14 protein-coding genes and 2 pseudogenes are annotated in these 19,296 nt (G+C 41.0%); 9 read left to right on the top strand and 7 right to left on the bottom strand.

Annotated features, from left to right (window positions below; genetic code table 11):
- Positions 1-76: 76 nt before the first annotated feature.
- The 4 genes from RM368_RS35185 to RM368_RS35170 all read left to right on the top strand — a co-directional run bounded on the left by RM368_RS35185 (position 77) and on the right by RM368_RS35170 (position 5,577).
- Positions 77-916, top strand: coding sequence for an amidohydrolase family protein (locus RM368_RS35185; protein WP_322698350.1), 840 nt, complete (start codon positions 77-79; stop codon positions 914-916).
- Between the two features lie 400 nt (positions 917-1,316).
- Positions 1,317-2,486: a glycosyltransferase family 4 protein gene (locus RM368_RS35180; RefSeq protein ID WP_322698349.1), complete on the top strand. Its 1,170-nt coding sequence runs from the start codon at positions 1,317-1,319 to the stop codon at positions 2,484-2,486.
- A 63-nt stretch (positions 2,487-2,549) separates the two neighbouring features.
- Positions 2,550-3,695, top strand: a complete 1,146-nt coding sequence (locus RM368_RS35175) for a glycosyltransferase (RefSeq protein WP_322698348.1) — start codon at positions 2,550-2,552, stop codon at positions 3,693-3,695.
- 724 nt (positions 3,696-4,419) lie between these two features.
- The gene (locus RM368_RS35170; protein ID WP_322698347.1) at positions 4,420-5,577 is read left to right on the top strand and encodes a hypothetical protein; all 1,158 of its coding nucleotides are present in this window, start codon (positions 4,420-4,422) and stop codon (positions 5,575-5,577) included.
- A gap of 121 nt (positions 5,578-5,698) precedes the next feature.
- Here the strand turns inward: RM368_RS35170 and RM368_RS35165 are convergent, their stop codons facing one another.
- Positions 5,699-6,070 carry a hypothetical protein gene (locus tag RM368_RS35165; protein WP_322698346.1) on the bottom strand — a complete coding sequence of 124 codons (372 nt, stop codon included), beginning with the start codon at positions 6,068-6,070 and terminating at the stop codon, positions 5,699-5,701.
- 532 nt (positions 6,071-6,602) lie between these two features.
- Entirely contained in the window at positions 6,603-6,872 is a 270-nt protein-coding gene (locus RM368_RS35160) for a hypothetical protein (protein ID WP_069069307.1), read from the bottom strand.
- Positions 6,873-7,446: 574 nt separating this feature from the next.
- On the opposite strand from RM368_RS35160, the gene RM368_RS35155 reads away from it, so the two are divergent.
- On the top strand, positions 7,447-8,745 hold the full coding sequence (locus RM368_RS35155; RefSeq protein WP_322698345.1) for a sodium:proton antiporter: 1,299 nt from the start codon (positions 7,447-7,449) through the stop codon (positions 8,743-8,745).
- Between the two features lie 47 nt (positions 8,746-8,792).
- On the opposite strand, the gene RM368_RS35150 is transcribed toward RM368_RS35155, so the two are convergent.
- The 3 genes from RM368_RS35150 to crtD form a co-directional block, all read right to left on the bottom strand.
- Positions 8,793-9,182: a hypothetical protein gene (locus tag RM368_RS35150; protein ID WP_322698344.1), complete on the bottom strand. Its 390-nt coding sequence runs from the start codon at positions 9,180-9,182 to the stop codon at positions 8,793-8,795.
- A 376-nt stretch (positions 9,183-9,558) separates the two neighbouring features.
- Positions 9,559-10,665: a saccharopine dehydrogenase family protein gene (locus RM368_RS35145; RefSeq protein ID WP_322698343.1), complete on the bottom strand. Its 1,107-nt coding sequence runs from the start codon at positions 10,663-10,665 to the stop codon at positions 9,559-9,561.
- A gap of 122 nt (positions 10,666-10,787) precedes the next feature.
- A complete protein-coding gene (gene crtD, locus RM368_RS35140) occupies positions 10,788-12,296 on the bottom strand; it encodes a C-3',4' desaturase CrtD (protein WP_322698342.1) in 1,509 nt (502 codons plus the stop codon).
- Positions 12,297-12,429: 133 nt separating this feature from the next.
- Here crtD and RM368_RS35135 point away from each other — a divergent pair.
- A pseudogene (locus tag RM368_RS35135) lies at positions 12,430-13,458 on the top strand (PAS domain-containing sensor histidine kinase); the annotation flags it as partial.
- Positions 13,459-14,022: 564 nt separating this feature from the next.
- A pseudogene (locus tag RM368_RS35130) lies at positions 14,023-14,886 on the top strand (sensor histidine kinase); the annotation flags it as partial.
- Positions 14,887-15,233: 347 nt separating this feature from the next.
- Here RM368_RS35130 and RM368_RS35125 read toward each other — a convergent pair.
- Positions 15,234-15,458: a hypothetical protein gene (locus RM368_RS35125; protein WP_322698341.1), complete on the bottom strand. Its 225-nt coding sequence runs from the start codon at positions 15,456-15,458 to the stop codon at positions 15,234-15,236.
- A gap of 274 nt (positions 15,459-15,732) precedes the next feature.
- Here RM368_RS35125 and RM368_RS35120 point away from each other — a divergent pair, with 274 nt between their 5' ends.
- Positions 15,733-17,778: a hypothetical protein gene (locus RM368_RS35120; RefSeq protein WP_322698340.1), complete on the top strand. Its 2,046-nt coding sequence runs from the start codon at positions 15,733-15,735 to the stop codon at positions 17,776-17,778.
- Between the two features lie 344 nt (positions 17,779-18,122).
- On the opposite strand, the gene RM368_RS35115 is transcribed toward RM368_RS35120, so the two are convergent.
- A complete protein-coding gene (locus RM368_RS35115) occupies positions 18,123-18,278 on the bottom strand; it encodes a hypothetical protein (protein WP_322667452.1) in 156 nt (51 codons plus the stop codon).
- A gap of 109 nt (positions 18,279-18,387) precedes the next feature.
- Between RM368_RS35115 and RM368_RS35110 the strand changes: the two genes are divergently transcribed.
- A complete protein-coding gene (locus RM368_RS35110; RefSeq protein ID WP_322698339.1) occupies positions 18,388-19,239 on the top strand; it encodes an SAM-dependent chlorinase/fluorinase in 852 nt (283 codons plus the stop codon).
- Positions 19,240-19,296: the final 57 nt, after the last annotated feature.

The following is a 19,296-nucleotide window of genomic DNA, read 5'->3' as shown; positions in this document are numbered from 1 at the left end:
ATTCTTTTTCAGCAGTTCTGATTCCAGTTTACCTAATTGATGACACGCCCTAGAGGCAATTTACTTAGATGATGGTTTGCAGCCAGAAACTATCCTACCTCTGTCGTGGCATGAAAGGTTTATTCCTGTGCGACAAATTCTGAGATTAGAACTATTAGCAGAACAGCTAATTTTGCAATCTCCTGATTTTGCTACTTTCCTAGCCAGATTCAACAGTGAACTCGATCCCCCACCGCTGGGAGTAGTAGCTTTTAAAAGTATTGCCTGTTACCGGAGTGGTTTGGATATTCAATCGGTAACTGACGAGGTGGCGGCGGCTCACTTCGACAACCTCAAACAACAACAGTACAATCAACCTCTGCGGCTGACAGATAAACCGCTGATTGATTTTCTGTTACAACAAGCGTTATTAGTAGCAGCAAAATACCGTTTACCAGTGCAATTTCATACTGGCTACGGCGATCCCGATTTGGATTTACGATTAGCTAATCCCCTAAATCTGCGATATTTACTAGAGTTACCACAGTATCGCCATGTACCAATAGTATTGCTACACGCTTCATATCCTTATATGCAGCAGGCTGGTTATTTAGCTTCTGTATATCCCCAAGTTTATCTAGATTTCGGTTTGGCAATACCCTTTTTAAGCGTATCTGGAATGCGGGAAGCAATCAGGCAGATGTTAGAATTAACTCCCACTACTAAATTGATGTATTCTTCTGATGCCCACTCAATTCCAGAATTGTACTACTTGAGTGCAAAGTGGGGTCGTCAAGTTTTGGGGGAAGTGCTAGAGCAAGCAATTACAGATTCTGACATTACTGTAGCTGAAGCTGAGGTCATTTCTTTAGCAATTTTACGTGAAAACGCTTTAGTTCTCTATCAATCAGCGCGCGAAACAAGTATTAAGCGTTAGCATTATTTATTTAGTACCTGAATCACTCTTGCTTTCAAATGTATTTAAAACATTATTTCAGGTATTAATATTTACTTGTTTTTAAATTAAAATTGTAATTATTAATACAAAAGTGTTTTATATTTATTACTTTCTAGTGGCTTTTCTCTCTACCTATATAGCATTCACCTTTCGGAATTTTGAGGTATCATATATATCTATCTCTGTGTTGTCTAGTTAATAAAAACACAGTTTTAATTCCTTATTGACGTTGATATATAAATAGTTTATAAATTGGTTTTCTATATAAAAATTATTATTGATAATGTGAATTCACAAATTCTATTGATTCAGGTTTGGATACAGATGTAGAAGCGTACAGGTGTGCGCTTGTTTTAGTATATTTATAGGAGATATATTAGTGGAAAATAAACCAAAAGATTTTACTTCCTCATCTGCATCTATTCTCACTCTGGGATTAGGTTGGTTTCCCAAAAGTCCCGGAGGACTAGAAAGGTATGTTTACGAACTAACTCATAAATTAGCAGCAAATCAAGACCAGATTGAATTATGTGGAGTCGGTCTACCAGAGACTGAGATAAATTCGCCCATTAAGCTGACTAACTTGGCAAGTCCCGATAGTGCTATTTGGCAAAGATTATGGTCAATTCGCACGAATTTCCAGAAAACAAGAACTAGCAAACCAGATGCTATTAATTTGCACTTTGCATTATACAGCTTTCCGATTTTAGATATTTTGCCAAAGAAAGTACCAGTTACTTTTAACTTTCATGGCCCTTGGGCTTCTGAGAGTCAGCAAGAAGTAGTTAATAAAAACCTCAGTCTTTTAATCAAGCACTGGTTAATAGAAAAAAACACTTATAATCGTTGCGATCGCTTCATTGTTTTGAGCAAAGCATTTGGGAAAATTTTACACGAGCGATATCAAGTACCGTGGAGCAAAATTCATGTTATTCCGGGTGGAGTTGATATTAATTGGTTTCAACCAAATTTATCACCCCAAGAGGCTTGTGCAAAACTAGGCTGGCCTACTAATCGCCGGATTATATTTACATCACGCCGCTTAGTGCATCGAACTGGGGTTGACAAATTATTGCAAGCTCTAGCTATAATTAAGCCCAGAATACCAGATGTTTGGCTGGCGATCGCAGGTCGCGGTCACATTCAAGCTGCACTAAAACAACAGGCTACAGAATTAGGACTAGAAGACAACGTTAAATTTTTAGGTTTTCTTCCTGATGAACAATTACCTATAGCTTACCAAGCTGCTGAATTGACTATTATGCCTAGTCAATCTTTCGAGGGATTTGGATTAGTAATAGTTGAATCTCTAGCCTGTGGTACTCCTGTTTTATGTACTCCAGTTGGGGGAATGCCAGAAATTTTATCAGAATTTTCACCCGATTTAATTACGACTTCAACAGATACCTTAGCTATTGCTAATAAATTAGAACAAGTGCTTTTAGGAAATATCCGTATACCTTCACGTTCCACCTGTCGTAAGTATGCCACCACATACTACGACTGGAATCAAATTGCCCAGCAAGTACGGAATGTTTTATTAGCTTAAACAAGTAAGTTTAATAAATTTTAGGGGCACTACATGAGTCAAATTAAATAAAATAGAGGTTTAATGAGAATTCTTTTTTTAGATCAAAGCGGTAAACCAGGCGGTGCAGAATTATGTTTAATAGATATTGCTAAATTTTATGGCGATCGCGCTTTAGTAGGTTTATTTGCAGATGGCCCATTTAAACATTTACTACAACAAAATTATATCCCAGTAGAAGTCCTCGCAACTCAAGCAATCCAAGTTCGCAAAGAAAGCAGTTTGCTACAAGGATTCAAAAGTTTGGGACAACTTGCACCTCTGATTACTAAGGTAGTTAAAAAAGCGCGTAAATACGATTTAATCTATGCCAACACCCAAAAAGCATTAGTTGTCGGTGCATTGGCAAGTTTTTTCAGTCGTCGCCCTCTGGTTTATCATTTACATGATATTCTTTCCCAAGAACATTTTAGTCAAACTAATCTTCGCATTGCTGTTAACTTAGCTAATCGTTTTGCATCATTAGTAATTGCTAATTCCCAAGCTAGTCAATCTGCCTTTGTACAAGCAGGAGGACGCCCAGACATCATTGAGGTTGTTTATAACGGTTTTAATCCCAAAAATTATCAAACTGATGAGTCTGACATTCAGAAACTACAGCAGCAGTTAGGATTAGAAGGGAAATTTGTCGTTGGACACTTTAGCCGTCTTGCACCTTGGAAAGGGCAACATATTTTAATTGATGCCCTTGCGAAATGTCCGCCAGAGGTGACAGCAATTTTAGTAGGTGATGCACTGTTTGGCGAGCAAGATTATGTCCAACAGTTACACCAACAAGTTCGTGAACTGGAATTAGAAAACCGGATCAAATTTTTAGGATTTCGTTCTGATATTCCCCAGTTAATGGCAGCTTGTGACTTGGTGGCACATACCTCTACTTCGCCAGAACCTTTTGGTAGAGTGATTGTAGAGGCGATGCTATGTGAAAAACCTATAGTTGCAGCCAAAGCTGGAGGTGCAATGGAGTTAGTAGAACATGAACTTAATGGTTTTTTAGTCACACCAGGAGAACCCCAGGAACTTGCACAAGTAATTAGCACTTGTTTACAGGAAAGAAAAATAACTGCAAATATAGCTAAGAATGCCAGGATTAATGCTAGTGAGCGTTTTAATGTTGCAGTTATTAATCAGCAAATTGCCCAACTGCTATCTGATATCATGTCCGTTTAAATAGACATAATACCCGTGCTAACCCCACCCAGCTAAAGCATAGCTTTTGCTTTCTTCCTCACTTGCAAAGGCGTGCTTTTATGATTGACAATTAGACGGGCATAATAATATTAAAAATTAGTACAGCCTTGCACAAGTTTGCAGCGAATCGAATTTAAAAACTTTGCCTTAGTGTGCGAATATTTACACCAAGTTGCTGTATTTAGCAATGCTTTATATCATATAAATAGTGTAATTCAGAACACTGATTAGAAAAAATTCTATCTTACATTGTCATTTCTATAAATGATACAACAGAAATACATTTAACAATCTCCTGCGACTTTCAACTACCCACATTTGGTAGATAAAAAGATTTTGCTGACCATAGCGCTGTATTATGAAAACACATCGCAGTACACAACACCCAGATTAAACGCATCTAAATTACTCTCGATCGCAACCAAGGTTAAGAACCAACGACAAAATCAGCATTTCTCATTTGGTTTAGTTTCCAAGACTCAAAGCAATATCTACGACAGGCTGTGACGTTCCTGCGGACGCTCGAGTACTCGCTACCACAACGCTTTCGCTAACGCTACGCTATCAGTGACGCTAAATTTATGTCAATAAGCGGGGATTAATGCGACTATTTTCGAGCCGATTGAGAATAAAATCCTTTTGTTGACATGATGCGTTTGCCCTGACACAAGACCGAACCAAACACATAAGGAACACAAATATTATGCCTTCAACTACAACTTACACTTACGATGCTGCTGGCAATGTGATATCTGAGAAGATAGACAACAACAGTGATGGGATAATAGACTCAGTTATTACCTACCGCTATAACCAGACATTTTATAGCAATGACTACAACAACGATGGCATAGTTGATACACTCTCAACCTATACTTATGATGCCAACGGCAAGGAGACATCCTTTAGCAGTGACACAAACAACGATGGGATAGTTGATTCTGTCGAAACCTCTACTTATGATGCCAACGGCAAGTTGACATTTTATAGTAGTGACAACAATGGCGACGGCATAGTTGATTATGTCGAAACTAGGACTTATGATGCCAACGGCAACCAGACATTTTATAGCCTTGACAACAATGGCGATGGCATAGTTGATTTTGTCTCAACCCTTACTTATGATGCCAACGGCAACCGGACATCCTTTAGCAATGACAGCAACAACGACGGCATAGTTGATGATGTCCAAACCTATACTTATGGACGCGCATCCGCCAGCTATGACTTCAACAACGATAGTGTAACTGATGCAATTGGCATCTACAGCTACGATTTGAGCGGCAAGCTAATTTCACAGAAGATTGACAACAATAATGATGGTATCTTTGATCGAGTAACTGCCCTAAGTTACGACGATAACAACAGACTAGCTGCACAGCTAGCTGACCTGAATAATGATGGCATCGCTGAAGAGATTACCACTTACAACTACGATGCCAATGGCAAACTAACTACCGCAGATATTGACAGCAACAGTGATGGCACTACTGATGCTGTTGCCACTTATCTGTATGATGCCAAAGGTCAACTTCTCAGCAAGACCACCACAGAAGGAACTTACGGCACATTTCTGGCAGATGATTGTGTTATGCAATCTAACAATAATCCTCCTATTCATGGTAAGACTGCTATTTTACAAAGTCTTTCTGAGTACTGGATTACCTTCGATATCTTGACTCACGACTTACTGAATATTTACGGAACCGAATCGTCTTTTGTCCTTGAAGCCTTAAATCATTACAAACGCAACGATCAAAAGGTCATAACAGTTAGAGCGGTAGCTATTACCGATCGCCACGAAACAGGCTTAGTAACTTCGGTTAGACTCTATACTGATACAACACCCCTGTATACGTAACTGCAACTTAATACTTTGATTTAGCCTCGGAGTTGATTCCGAGGCATGATAGTTACCAAGCAAGAGATTTGACAGATGTGCGTAAAGATCGGGAGTCGAATTTAGAAGTTGATGGGTGTGACTATAAACCAACTAATTCACGAGATTCAAAATCAGAAAGTTGTTGAGCGATCGCTAATCTTGCTTCCAACTTAGCTACACTAAACTGGTTACGCAGATATTCCAAATGGGCGATGGCATTTGCTTTATCAACAGTTAATCTAATTTGGGTGTCTATTGCTTTTTGATATTCCTGATTCACAAGCAACACCTCAAAGCGGCGAGCCTTGCGTTGAGCATCATTCTTCAAATCCATCTCAAAGGCGGCGGTGCGGTCTGCATTGCCTTCAAATCGGTTAACTTGATGCTGCACTGCCATCAACTGAGAATCTATTTCATTAGCCCGTTGAGCAGCTTGTGCGATCGCACCTGGATAATGACTCAGTTGCATCATTTAATAATTTTCCTCTCAGGTCAATAATGTAGTGTTTAAGTATAAGATCAACCCTGGAATCCATTTACCAAAAGGCTATCACAGAGCAGTTTTACACTTAACTCAGCTTGGTGGAAGCTATATATATATTATAGTCCAAATCTATTGAATTATGGGAGAAAAAACGATGTCTGAAGTGCAGGTATGCCAATTATTTTCTACTAATTTCTTACAATTATTTTCCTAAATTTTCTTTCGCTGAAATAAACTCTCAAAAATTTTTAAAATTAAACCTCATGCATCTTTATCTGTACTCTGTATGAGCTAACTTTTTAAATTGTTGAAATTAGCTTTAGACAAAAGAGTAAAAATGAATGTCGATCGTCATTAATTTCTGGAGATGTTTTTTGAATAACACTATTAATTTTGTCTTTTAAGATTAAGTCCGCCCATATACCCATGACTTATTTAGCCGCCAGGCTGAAGTCTGCGGCTAATAAAGTCAGCCTGCATAAGCAGGCTAATTATTTTCTGCTAAATTCTCCACTTTAGCTCAAGCTGCTTCCCGCAGTTGTGGTTGTGACGGCACACTCACCTCTGGAAATGAAAGCGAGAGTTGTTCGGCTTGAGGTACTGCCGCTTGCTGCAAAACTTGAACTTCAATATTAACGCTGACCAAATAACTACCTGTATCAGCACCAACTGCTTCGGCTATGAGTTTAGCAATGTCTGGGCGTTTGGCAGTCAGCGGGTCACGTAAAATACACCGATCCCATTCATGCTTGGCAGTCGGATTGAGGTTGAGAATATAATGCTTCATCATCGAACTAACCCTTGAATCCATCTTCCAGAAGGTTTTCACAGAGCCATTATGCATTTGGCTAGGCTTTGTGGACGCTATACCTATTATAGTATATTTGTACTAAATTGGCGATGTCCAAGTCAGAAAGTAGGAAAATATCATTTCCGTTTAATTGGCTATATTCTCTAATCTATGCAGAGCAGAAAGCCCAAAAATCCCTTTAACCGGACACAATTAAGCTGTTCCACATTTAACTTGCATAATTAGCGTAGGCTTTTCGGCTTATGCCACAAGAGTTATATAAATTTTGGATTAGATATCGTTTAGCTTATAAACCATTCCTAAAAGCGTATAGGTGTGTCTTAGTTATATTCCCGTGCTACATACGATTAGTTAAAGGATTTCTGACAAATAATCAAAGTACGATTTCTACGATGAGCAAAGCCAACGCCAAATTTATCTATTCTTTTCTTCTCCAATTTGGTGATGTCTCTAAATTCTTAATCCCAGAAAATCTGCCTATAGATAAATTCTAATACAAAGGTATTGCAACTAAGCTTACAAGGCAACACCTTATATTTATGTAAATCGCTATATGGTAGATATCTATATTATCGACCTATTTGTAATTGGTCTGCTTTTAATGATGGTAACTTTAGGGTCGGGTTGGATTACTCGCTTACCCCTTTCTTTTGCCATCATCTACCTAGTGGTTGGTATTTTTCTAGGCCCTTATGGCTTAGGACTGATTCAATTACGCCGAGATGACGTTTTTAATACCGAACTGCTGGAGAGAATAACAGAACTTGTCGTAATTATTTCTGTGTTTAGCTGCGGCTTAAGAATTGTTCGGCCTCTAAAGTTGGGGGTTTGGGATATTACAGTGCGATTGATTGTATTTCTGATGCCAATTTCAATTTTTGCTCTGGCTGTTGTGGGTAAATTGTTTTTAGGAATGAATTGGGGAGAAGCAATTTTATTAGGAGCAATTCTCGCACCTACAGATCCAGTATTAGCATCAGAAGTACAATTGACCAGTATAAATGACCAAGATGAGTTGAGATTTGGTTTAACCTCTGAAGGTGGGTTAAATGATGCTTTAGCTTTTCCCTTCGTTTATTTTGGTCTTCATGCTTTAAAAGATGACAACTGGGGTAACTGGTTTAAACAGTGGATTACAGTTGATTTAATCTGGGCGATCGCGTCTGGCATTATTATGGGAATTGTTGTTGCCAAATCTATAGTTTGGATTGAAAAAAAAGTTCAAAAACGCCGTGCTGCTGATGAGTTAATGGAAGATTTTATTGCTATCAGCACAATTCTATTAACTTATTCATTAACAGAAATGGTTAATGGTTATGGATTTCTAGCAGTATTTGTTGCTGGCTTAGTTGTCCAACGCAGTTACAGAAATCCTGAAAAACCGCTAGAACAATTAGAATTTGTTGAGCAAATCGAAAAACTACTGGAAGTTGGGACAATTTTACTATTGGGTTCAATATTATTATTGAAACCAATACTTAACTATGCTATGCAATCTGTGTTAGTAATAGTTTTGTTATTCTTTATCGTCAGACCTTTAGGAGTTTGGATTAGCACAATAGGCAAACGTCCTCTAGATTCACGCCGCCGAACCTTCCACCCAGGAACTCGGTTGTTATTTGGATGGTTTGGGATTCGCGGAGTTGGTTCTTTATATTATCTAGCCTATGCCTTTGGTCATGGTTTGAAAGGTGAGGCAGCCGAACAAATTGCTTGGATAACTTACACGACTATTGTAGCCTCGGTAATTGTGCATGGCATTAGTGCAACTCCATTAATGAAATGGTATGAGCACAATTTTGCTAACAACAAGAAAAAGACTTCTCCTACCACAATAGATGAATTTGAGTAAAAAGATTTCTTGGATGTAGCGACTTTCAAGACAGTCGCTACAGTTCCCTATTTACCTGTCACTTTTTCAATAACTTCTTTCGCTTTTTCACCAAAACTTTCTGGGGGATTTTGTTTTTGTTCAGCCTTTAAATTTCTTTCGTAAGTCTTCTCTATAGTATTGAGGTTTTTTGAATCTTTTTTTGCTTGCTCATAAGCTGTCTGTCTGTCTTCTTCTTGAATGCCAACACCTGGATCATATTCGTTAGCACGATTAATTTTTTCTTCAGAATTTGGTTTATACTCTGGAGGTATTAGTTTTAATTCTTCAAGAGTAGTTGCATGACTAGTTTGCTGAACAAAAATGAAAGAACCTGACAAGCTGATAAAAACCATCAAGCTAATAACCAAAAAGCTTGAACGTAATGCTTGTTTTAAACTTAATAGAATTTTTTGCATGAAAAAAATCTCCTAATCTTTTTGTTATAAGCCTTTTGAGGTAGAAGATAGATTAAATATCTTAGGCTCACAGGCATCCTAAGTGTTTAGGTACAGTTCTTTCTTCTACCTCAAGGTATATTAATTTGTAGTTTTTCTAGTAATCTGATTCACAAGACTAAAATCCTCGACTTCTCTGAGAAGTCGAGGATCTCGTGCGTGGTTCACAAATGATTTAGTAGTAGCACAAAATTGTGTAATTTTACCCGTGTACCTGTTTAAAATGAGAATCTCTATAATCTAATATTTTCGTGCTTACTAACTACCGTCCAGAACTCTAATTCTGGAATACTAGCTCAAGTAGATTGAGATTTTACTTTCTTATCTGATAGACTACTTATGACCAGCTGTGATTAATTTTTATTCCTCGGCTTTGCATTACCTCTTCAAATAAATTTGTTGGTAATGCTTCTTCTACAGGAAAAACTCCAGGTTTTTTGAGTTTACCTTCTAGCAATAATTGGGCAATAGTACCTGTGCCACAACCAGAAGCCACAGCTGTATTTTCATGCACTACAGTTGAGCAATAAACGGCTGTTTCACCATTTTTCTGCCCTGTAACCTCAGAACGAACTGCTACTCCAATTCCGCTAAAATTATTAGTGACATCTGTCATTGAATGGCTGACATGAGACAGAAATTCAATCATGTAACGACGCTGCATTAACCACTTGGGAAAAATGTGTGCTGCAATCCAAGTTAGATGATTATAAAAATCTGGAACGGAACCAAACTTAGTAATTACAGTTTTCACAGATGGGAATGCATGAGGCAGTGTAAAGGTTTCTGGCATATCAAACCAGTAAACTCCGGTACGTCCATATGGAGGTGGAAACTCAACTACTTCTCTTTCACTATAAGGCTTGACTATTTCCCATTTTCCATTTATCCAAGTCTCAAAAGGATACTGCAACCCAAGAAAGGTTGTCCGCATCACTGTAATGCCAGCACCACCAGAACCAGAAACTAAATAACTTAAATGGATCTTTTGTGGTAGCTCAAATTGTTCAATTCCCTGACGTACCATGCTGTTAGAAATACCAGGAAAAATGCCAGTATTAATAATTGCTGTCACGCCAGCAGCAGCAGCTTTTTCATGATAATTCAAAGCTTTGCTGGTATAAGACCGATGATCGCTAACATCTAGATAATTAACGCCTTCAGCAATACAGGTTTCGAGAACATTAGTATCTCGATAGTGAAATGGGCCAGCACAATGGATGACTAAATTAGAGTTTGCGATCGCATCTCGCAACTTGTCAACTTCTGTCAAATCCAATACCAAAAACTGTACTTGTCCTCCTGAAGACAAGCTAACAGCCTTCCCAAACTCCGCAGAACGTCCAGTAATCGTAATTTGAGCCTGCGTATGAGTAGCGAGATCCTGAGCAACACTGCTACCAATCCGCCCTCGTCCACCAAGAATTAAAACTCTGTCTGTCATTACTCCAGATTCGCAACACTAACTTAATTTGACCAGTTTTGTGTGCTGTTTGCCATCGGTTATAAGTATGACTTACCTTTCAATCAAGGCAGAGTTTTCAATTATAGTTAAATCTGCCTTCTTCACGCCTCAATTTGCCTAACTACTGTTAGCGCTGAATAACTTACTCCAGCAGTACCTTCGCCGGGATGGGTGGAGTCACCAACTAACCACAAATTCTCAATTGGTGTCCGATTGGCGAACCCAAAGGGGCCGAAGGTGGGAATCCTTTGACCGATGCCACCAACTATACCGCGATCGCGGGCTGTGAAATGGGCAAAAGTGCGCGGTGTTGCGGCTTCTTGATGAATAATCGTTTCTGGTTTGAGATAGAAGTATTGGGCAAGACGAGCGATCGCTTCTTGGGTAAACTTTTCTTTTAGTCCTTCATAACCTTCAGTCTGCCACCACTGTGCGGGATCGACAAATGAAGAAGCAATAATTGTCGCTTTCCCCTCCGGTGCGCGACCATCTCCAGGATGACTCACGGAAACAAACAGGGAATTATTCTCGCCAATGGGGCCATTGACATCATACAGAAATTGCAAGTGGGGAGGACACCCAGGCGGAATCGCGCTGGCATCTACACCCAAATACACCACAAAAGCACCCGATGCTTGGGGCAATTTTTTCACCCGATTTTTATATCCAGATGGCGCTTGTTCTCCCAACAACTGCACCAAATTTTGCACGGTGACGTTGCTAACTATGTGGTCGGCTGCTTCTGTCCAAACTTCGCCAGTTTTCTGATTTCTAATCACAACAGCAGTAGCTTTGCCGTTTTCTACTTTGATTTGTTCTACAGTGTGGCGCATCAATAGTTTGCCGCCGTCTCTCTCTAAGGATTGTACCAAGCGATCGCTTAATACTTGCATACTTCCCTGGAGGTGAAACAATCCTTGGGGCAGTTGGGATACACTCAACGCTGTTGCTGCATAAAGTAATGCTGTTTCTTCTGCATCCACCTGAGAGTATAGCTTCAGTTGCAAATCCAAAAAAGTTCTCAGCCGTCGGTCATTTCTTAATCCACATAACCGTAAAGCATCTCCTACCGTAAATAAGGTGAAGGGTACGGTAATTAATGTACTCGGACGCACCGCCTGAGTTAGCTGCCACAAATCCCATAAATTACGCGGTGGTAATACCGGGTCGCGTCCTTGAAATTCCCAACTAGCAGCAAATAAAGTTGCCATCAATTGCCAAAATGGTTCGCTACCAGGAAACTGTTTTTGTCGTTCCTCTTGCCATTTCTCTTGGTCGCGCCAAACGTTGATAGGTGTGGTTTCCCCAGGTAAATACACTGCACAAGCAGGGTCGCAAGGCGTTGCTGGTGGCAAATCTATTGACAATTCTGAGAAAATCCGGTGGTGAATTCCCCCTGGTTCCAATCCTGCAACCTGAGTTGCGCCCACATCAAAGGTAAATCCCTGGCGTTTAAAGGTTGAAGCACAGCCTCCTGGTACGAGGGCTTGATCCAAAATTAAGACACTGTAACCTCTATGAGCTAATAATGCCCCAGCAGTCAGTCCACCTATGCCCGCACCGATAATAACGACATGAGAGTTACTTTTCTTAATAGAAATGCTGGACATTGATTAGTTTATTTAAAATTCTTAATACTTTTACTTATAATTTTACCTTATTGCGATTGCAGATGAAGCAATCGGTGAATTTTAGGGAAGACTGAGCTTACGTCCTTATTTTCCCTATTTTTCTGTGCTAATTATGAATGAGCAACCGAATTCAATGCCTCCCCTGCGCCGAAGTCTCACTTCACAAGAAACTTGGGGGTTTGGTTTTAGCGGTTTGCTTTTATGGTTAGGGACGGCTCCTGCTATACATGCTGCACTAGGCCCGCAGGCGCTCTGCGTCTGGTTGCCTGGAACCATCATTGGCATACTGCTCAACCTGCAAGTTAAGCGGTTAGGGACATATTTCCCAGAGGTCGCTGGAGGCACCCCAAACTATATGACCCGCTTGCTCCAGCGATTGCCAAACTTGGCTCGCTATGGGGCGATTGGCTACCTGCTCGGCTGGGTTTCTGTCCCGCCTATGGATGCGATTATTCTGACCGATTTAATCAAGGCGAATCTGACTCCACTGGGCATTACCTGTCCAGAGACTCTACTCAGAATCGGGTTTACAGTTCTGCCTTTTATCGTTGCCTTTAGTGGAACTCGCACGCTAGGCATTTTGCACTCTTTCTTTGTATTTCCGGCGATTGGGTTTCTTCTCACCTTTTGTCTCCAAGGCATTGGTTGGTTGAGTTTTGCCCCCACTAGCCCTGGGGTGCTGCCCGATCTGGGAGCAGGCATTTCCCTGATCGATTGGATGAAATGGTTCTTTATCGCCGTCTATGCGGTTTATGGTTGCGAGACGACATCTTCATTTGTGGGAGATAGCCTCCAACCCAGCGTTACCCTATGGTGTTTGCAGGTGACTGCTGGATTGATTCCGATCGTCTATCTCGGTGGATCATGGGTTTTAATGCGGTTAGCCACAGCCCCCGGATTAGGTGATAACGCCTATCTCAATCTAGTGGCAGCAGCCCAACCCTTCTGGGGCGCATTCGCCCCCGCTCTTGTCACCTTTCTAATTACGTCAGGATGTCTCCTTAGCTCTGCAACCGCTGTTTCTAACTGTCCCCGGATTTTGTATCAGTTAGCCAAAGATGGCTACTTACCGCCCGTATTTGCCGTGTTGTCTCGCCGGGGAGTGTTTGAACCCAGCTTAATTTTTACCCTGGGGCTGAGTCTAATTTGCTTGGGGTGGGGCGATGTAGAACGGGTTGTGATGGTGACGGGCACCGGCTATCTGACTTCGATGATGGCAATTCACTTAGGTGAGTGGGTCAGTCGGCGGCGACCAGCAGCCCGATGGCCCTGGTGGTCGCTGGGTTTCTTTGGCATTGAAGCGATTGTTTTGGTAGTGGGCGGATTGGCATGGGGCTGGCAGGACTTAGCCATTGGATTGCTCCTGCCTGGGCTGGTGAGCATAGCAGGCACTCAATTACCGCGCTTGAACGTCTCCCTGTTCCATCCCCATGGGTGGATGCAACGGTATCACCAGCAACCCCATACCAGCAAAACAGATTGGTTGGCATTTCAGGTGATGATCTTAATTGGCTTAGTGTGCAGTGCGGTGAGTATTGGCTGGTGGGTGAGGGCGGGTTTAGATCAGGTGGGTGTGGGGCAACATGTCGCGTTGTTTAGCATTTTGTTAGTGACGGTTGCCTTCGTGGGAGTGGCGATCGCCTGTTGGACTAGTCTGCCCCAAATTGCCGCCATTACTGAAGCCCGAGAACAGGTCGAACGCACACTGCTGGATTTGCAACAAGCCCAAACGCAACTCGTGCAGGCAGAAAAAATGTCAGCATTGGGTAATTTAGTTGCTGGGGTTGCTCACGAGATGAATAATCCTTTGGGTTTTATTTCTGCTACTCTCCAACAAGCTAAACCCACAATTGCTGATATTATTGAACACTTAAAACTATATCAAGAAAGTTTAATCAAACCGGGTGATGACATTAAAGACCACGCCGAAGAAATTGACTTGGATTATAGTTTAGAAGACTTGCCCCAAATGATTGATGGAATGGTGATGGCCTGCGAACGCCTGAAAAATGTCAGCACCAGTCTCCGCACTTTCTCCCGTGCAGATAAAGATTATAAAGTGCCTTTTAATATCCATAAAGGCATTGATAGCACAATTTTAATTCTCAAACATCGCTTGAAAGCAAATGAACAACGTCCAGCCATTGAAGTGATGGCTGAGTATGGTAACTTACCTGAAATCGAGTGTTTCTCTGGGCAATTAAATCAGGTATTTATGAATATTATGGCGAATGCTATTGACGCATTAGAAGAAGCAAATTCTGGGCGGAGTTTTCTAGAAATTAAGGATAATCCCAACCAGATTATAATTACAACCTCAGTGGCAGATGACAACGTAAAAATATCAATTGCTGATAATGGTAACGGAATAAGTGAAGGAGTTAAAGAAAAAATATTTGACCATTTATTTACTACAAAAGGAGTCGGTAAAGGTACGGGTTTAGGACTGGCGATCGCTCACTCTATTGTGGTAGAAAAACATAACGGTTCGCTGGTTGTGAATTCTACACTTGGTGAGGGAACTGAATTTGTCATTACCTTACCAATTCTGACTCAGACTCAGAATTAACTTGGTCGAGACTCTGAAATTATTTAGTCATTATCTCTTCTACTAAATCGACTTCATCAATGACCCGATCAGGTGTTAAGGGTGCAAAAAAAGATAAACGTAAATTGGCAAAGGTATTAAATTTGTAATTTGTAATTAAAAAAGTCACATTAAATCTGGGTTTGGAGGTTTGAATCTGGTGACGGATTTTAGAAAATTGGTATTACTGATATTTTATACAAGTTTACTATGCAATATTTCGGATTCTGGCAAAATAAAGAAAATACAAAAATTTTGGATGCAATATCGATATAAGAGCATAACTGTACGCTCTTACGTTTGAATGCTTAAGTCATCATCAGCAATATTTAAGTTACTGTCACCATAATTAAGCCTAATTCAGCCGAATCACTCACTGGTTCTGAATACAAAGTAAACAACTCACTCAAAACTTCTTTCTCTGCAATTTCTCCAAGGCTGGTAAATCGTTCTAGCTTGCTTTTACAATGACTGATTAAAGAGCATGAAGACAGTGAATTTGTCGTTTGGTCTAGTGCCTTTATTGGAGAAATTCCGTTAACTGAATTTCCCACACCACCAGGAGCAACGCTAGAACAAATTCAGCAAGAGTACGCACAGTTAACTCGTAAACGAGGCTATAACATTTTTGAACGCAAAGGAAATACTAGGGTATATCAACAGCAGTTTGTCAGTTAGTTGATACCATCCTGCGAGATGAAATGCAAATATTTCTAGTATCGGTGAGAGCAGATTCTAACTTTTTGTAAAGATTGCATAGCAAAGTACGTAAAGTTATCTGCTTGATGCAGAGAAATTAATAGAGGTTTCCTTTAAAGATGAAATTATATGTCAGTATCAGCTTCTTTAGACCTGTCTAAAACTTTCTTCCTCAACAGCTTATTAGAAGCTAATCAGACAATTTATTTAGATTTCGACGGCAATATCACCTCTGATACTTTGTGGAACACAAGTGAACGTCCGGCTAACATTATCACCCCTGCCTTCGACTTCGACGGCAATACAGCATCCTTTAGCTCGGTTGAACTTGAAAGAATTCAGTATATCTGGCAGCGCGTCGCTGAGGATTTCAGCTCGTTTAATGTTAATGTCACAACGCAGGCTCCAGCAGATATTAACGATCTGATTAAGAGTGGCAGTAATGATACTCGCTGGGGGGTGCGTGTTGCGATCGGCGGTAGCAGTTACGATTGGTATGGTAAAGGAGCCGAAGGAGTCGCCAAACTTGGTTCTTTCAACTGGAATAGTGATACTCCTGCCTTTGTTTTTGCTAAAAATGCGTTCGGTGATGAGAAGTATACGGCTGAGACTATCTCTCATGAAGTAGGTCATACGCTGGGACTCGATCATGATGGACGAATAACTCCCGCTGAAGAATACTACGAAGGACATGGTAGTGGAGAGACTGGCTGGGCACCGATCATGGGAGTACCAGGGTATTACCAGGAGCTAACCCAGTGGAGTAAAGGCGAGTATGCTTCTGCTAACAATACTGAGGATGATTTGCAAATTATTACGACCCAAAATGGGTTCACCTACCGAGCTGATGATTGTGGTGATACAATTGCGACAGCAAAGCCACTAACCATTTCTAGTACGTCTATCAGTGGTAGTGGCATCATTGAGCGCAATACAGACCTAGATTTTTATAGTTTTGTCACAGGTACTGGTCAGATTAGCTTGACAGTGAATCCTTTTAGTCCAGGGCCAAACTTAGACATTTTGGCAGAGCTATATAATTCTGCTGGTACCTTAATTGCATCGTCTAACCCAACAGATTTACTATCTGCAAGTATTACAACAAATGTCGTTGCTGGAAATTATTACCTCAAAATTGATGGTATAGGAAAAGAAGATCCTCTTGCAACTGGCTACACGGATTATGGCAGTTTGGGGCAGTACTTTATCAGTGGTACTCTAAACTTTCCTAATATCCAGCGATGGGCAACAGGCCAAGGCGGGTTTTGGGATACTCAAAAATGGCTAGTCGGCGATTTTAACGCAGACGGGAAAGATGATTTAGTCAACGTCTTCAATGATGGGGGTCTAGCCAGTATCGATACTCACTTATCTAATGGTGGGAGTTTTGATAGCCAGCGATGGGCAACAGGCCAAGGCGGGTTTTGGGATACTCAAAAATGGCTAGTCGGCGATTTTAACGCAGACGGGAAAGATGATTTAGTCAACGTCTTCAATGATGGGGGTCTAGCCAGTATCGATACTCACTTATCTAATGGTGGGAGTTTTGATAGCCAGCGATGGGCAACAGGCCAAGGCGGGTTTTGGGATACTCAAAAATGGCTAGTCGGCGATTTTAACGCAGACGGGAAAGATGATTTAGTCAACGTCTTCAATGATGGGGGTCTAGCCAGTATCGATACTCACTTATCTAATGGTGGGAGTTTTGATAGCCAGCGATGGGCAACAGGCCAAGGCGGGTTTTGGGATACTCAAAAATGGCTAGTCGGCGATTTTAACGCAGACGGGAAAGATGATTTAGTCAACGTCTTCAATGATGGGGGTCTAGCCAGTATCGATACTCACTTATCTAATGGTGGGAGTTTTGATAGCCAGCGATGGGCAACAGGCCAAGGCGGGTTTTGGGATACTCAAAAATGGCTAGTCGGCGATTTTAACGCAGACGGGAAAGATGATTTAGTCAACGTCTTCAATGATGGGGGTCTAGCCAGTATCGATACTCACTTATCTAATGGTGGGAGTTTTGATAGCCAGCGATGGGCAACAGGCCAAGGCGGGTTTTGGGATACTCAAAAATGGCTAGTCGGCGATTTTAACGCAGACGGGAAAGATGATTTAGTCAACGTCTTCAATGATGGGGGTCTAGCCAGTATCGATACTTATATTTGGTATTGAGCCAAGAGAGGCATAAAAATCTGTAATCTAATCCAAACATGGGAAGTTTTGTGGTCACTCTCAGACGATTGGCTTTTTTCTATTCCTCCAAAAGCGGTATCGTACACTACTATTTTTTAGCGATCGCTACGCTTGCCGAACGCGAGTGCGTCTCGTAGAGAAGGCATCGCAGAAGTTTTCGGTCTACTGAATGTAAGGTTGAACGAACTTTCGCTTAGTAGAATCAATCTCGTTGCTTGAGTAAGGATGATAAGCTTTTATAGCTGTTGCCAGAAAACCTCCTAAAAAGAAAAAACCCGCCGTAGCGGGTTACACAACAAAACTATGAACAATGAAAACTTGATTTAGCTGGAATACCTCATTTCAGCTTCTAGTTGACGGATTAACTGTTCGTCGCCTTTTGCTCTAGCTATTTCCAAGCGATGCTCTAGGCTTTTTTGAATATTCGCTCTGTGAGTTTCTCGTGATTTGCTCAAACTTTGTAGTCTATTTTGACTCATAGTGATTACCTGCTTTAGTTTTTCAATTTATGTCTTGTATTCCTAACATAACACATATTTTGTAGCTGTTGCTACAGAAAATATATTTTTTATATAATTTGACTAAAATATGTCTAATAACCAGATAGATCGACAACCCCTTGTGACTTTACTGAGCGATTTCGGCGATCGCGATGTTTATGTAGGGATAATGAAAGGAGTCATAGCCCAAATTAACCCCAGACTGACGGTAGTAGACTTAACGCACCAAATTCCGCCGCAAGACATCGCCGCAGCTAGGTTTAGCCTGATGAATGCTTATGCCCATTTCCCCGTTGGGACAGTGCATCTGGCAGTAGTAGATCCAGGTGTGGGAAGCAAGCGACGAGCGATCGCAGTAGAATTTGCTCAAGGGTTTTTGGTCGGCCCAGATAATGGTATATTCAGCGGGGTACTCAGTCAAAGTCTGGCGATGTCTACGACGGGCTACGCCTACGCAGCCGTCGAACTTACAAATCTTAATTATTGGCGCACTCCTCAACCAAGCAAGACTTTTCACGGTAGGGATATTTTTGCACCAGTAGCAGCTAATCTTGCTAGTGGTGTCCCCCTCAAACAGCTAGGGCAAGAAATCGATTTAGTAAGTTTGGTAAACCTGGATATAGGCAACTGCAAGCAGACAACCACTGGTGTAGTGGGTTGCATTCAATATATTGACCACTTTGGCAACTTAGTGAGTAACATTCCAGCCAGTTACGTGCAAGGCAAAAGTTGGTATGTGCAAGTTGCAGGATTGAGTGTACCAGGCTGTGAAACTTACAGTGAGGTGAAAGTGGGAGAGATAATAGCTTTAGTTGGCAGTCACGGTTGGGTAGAAATTGCCATTAATTGCGGACATGCTCACTCACAATTACAGATTAATTTACAAGATCCGCTAGAAGTCTTGTTTTTTTCAGAAAATCAGACCAGTGAATCTTGCTAAAGTTAACGTGAGTTCGACGGGTTGAAAAAAGCCCAAAAAAAAGCTGAGACTAGAATT

Source organism: Nostoc sp. DedSLP03 (assembly GCF_034530815.1).
Classification (GTDB): domain Bacteria; phylum Cyanobacteriota; class Cyanobacteriia; order Cyanobacteriales; family Nostocaceae; genus Nostoc.
Note: the sequence above shows the minus strand (reverse complement) of the source record. Positions and strands in the feature narration are given on the sequence as shown.

Coding starts and splice junctions, on each gene's coding strand:
- RM368_RS35175 (WP_322698348.1), top strand. CDS start 2,550: ATGAGAATTCTTTTTTTAGATCAAAGCGGTAAACCAGGCGGTGCAGAA.
- RM368_RS35170 (WP_322698347.1), top strand. CDS start 4,420: ATGCCTTCAACTACAACTTACACTTACGATGCTGCTGGCAATGTGATA.
- RM368_RS35165 (WP_322698346.1), bottom strand. CDS start 6,070: ATGATGCAACTGAGTCATTATCCAGGTGCGATCGCACAAGCTGCTCAA.
- RM368_RS35160 (WP_069069307.1), bottom strand. CDS start 6,872: ATGATGAAGCATTATATTCTCAACCTCAATCCGACTGCCAAGCATGAA.
- RM368_RS35155 (WP_322698345.1), top strand. CDS start 7,447: ATGGTAGATATCTATATTATCGACCTATTTGTAATTGGTCTGCTTTTA.
- RM368_RS35150 (WP_322698344.1), bottom strand. CDS start 9,182: ATGCAAAAAATTCTATTAAGTTTAAAACAAGCATTACGTTCAAGCTTT.
- RM368_RS35145 (WP_322698343.1), bottom strand. CDS start 10,665: ATGACAGACAGAGTTTTAATTCTTGGTGGACGAGGGCGGATTGGTAGC.
- crtD (WP_322698342.1), bottom strand. CDS start 12,296: ATGTCCAGCATTTCTATTAAGAAAAGTAACTCTCATGTCGTTATTATC.
- RM368_RS35120 (WP_322698340.1), top strand. CDS start 15,733: ATGTCAGTATCAGCTTCTTTAGACCTGTCTAAAACTTTCTTCCTCAAC.
- RM368_RS35115 (WP_322667452.1), bottom strand. CDS start 18,278: ATGAGTCAAAATAGACTACAAAGTTTGAGCAAATCACGAGAAACTCAC.
- RM368_RS35110 (WP_322698339.1), top strand. CDS start 18,388: ATGTCTAATAACCAGATAGATCGACAACCCCTTGTGACTTTACTGAGC.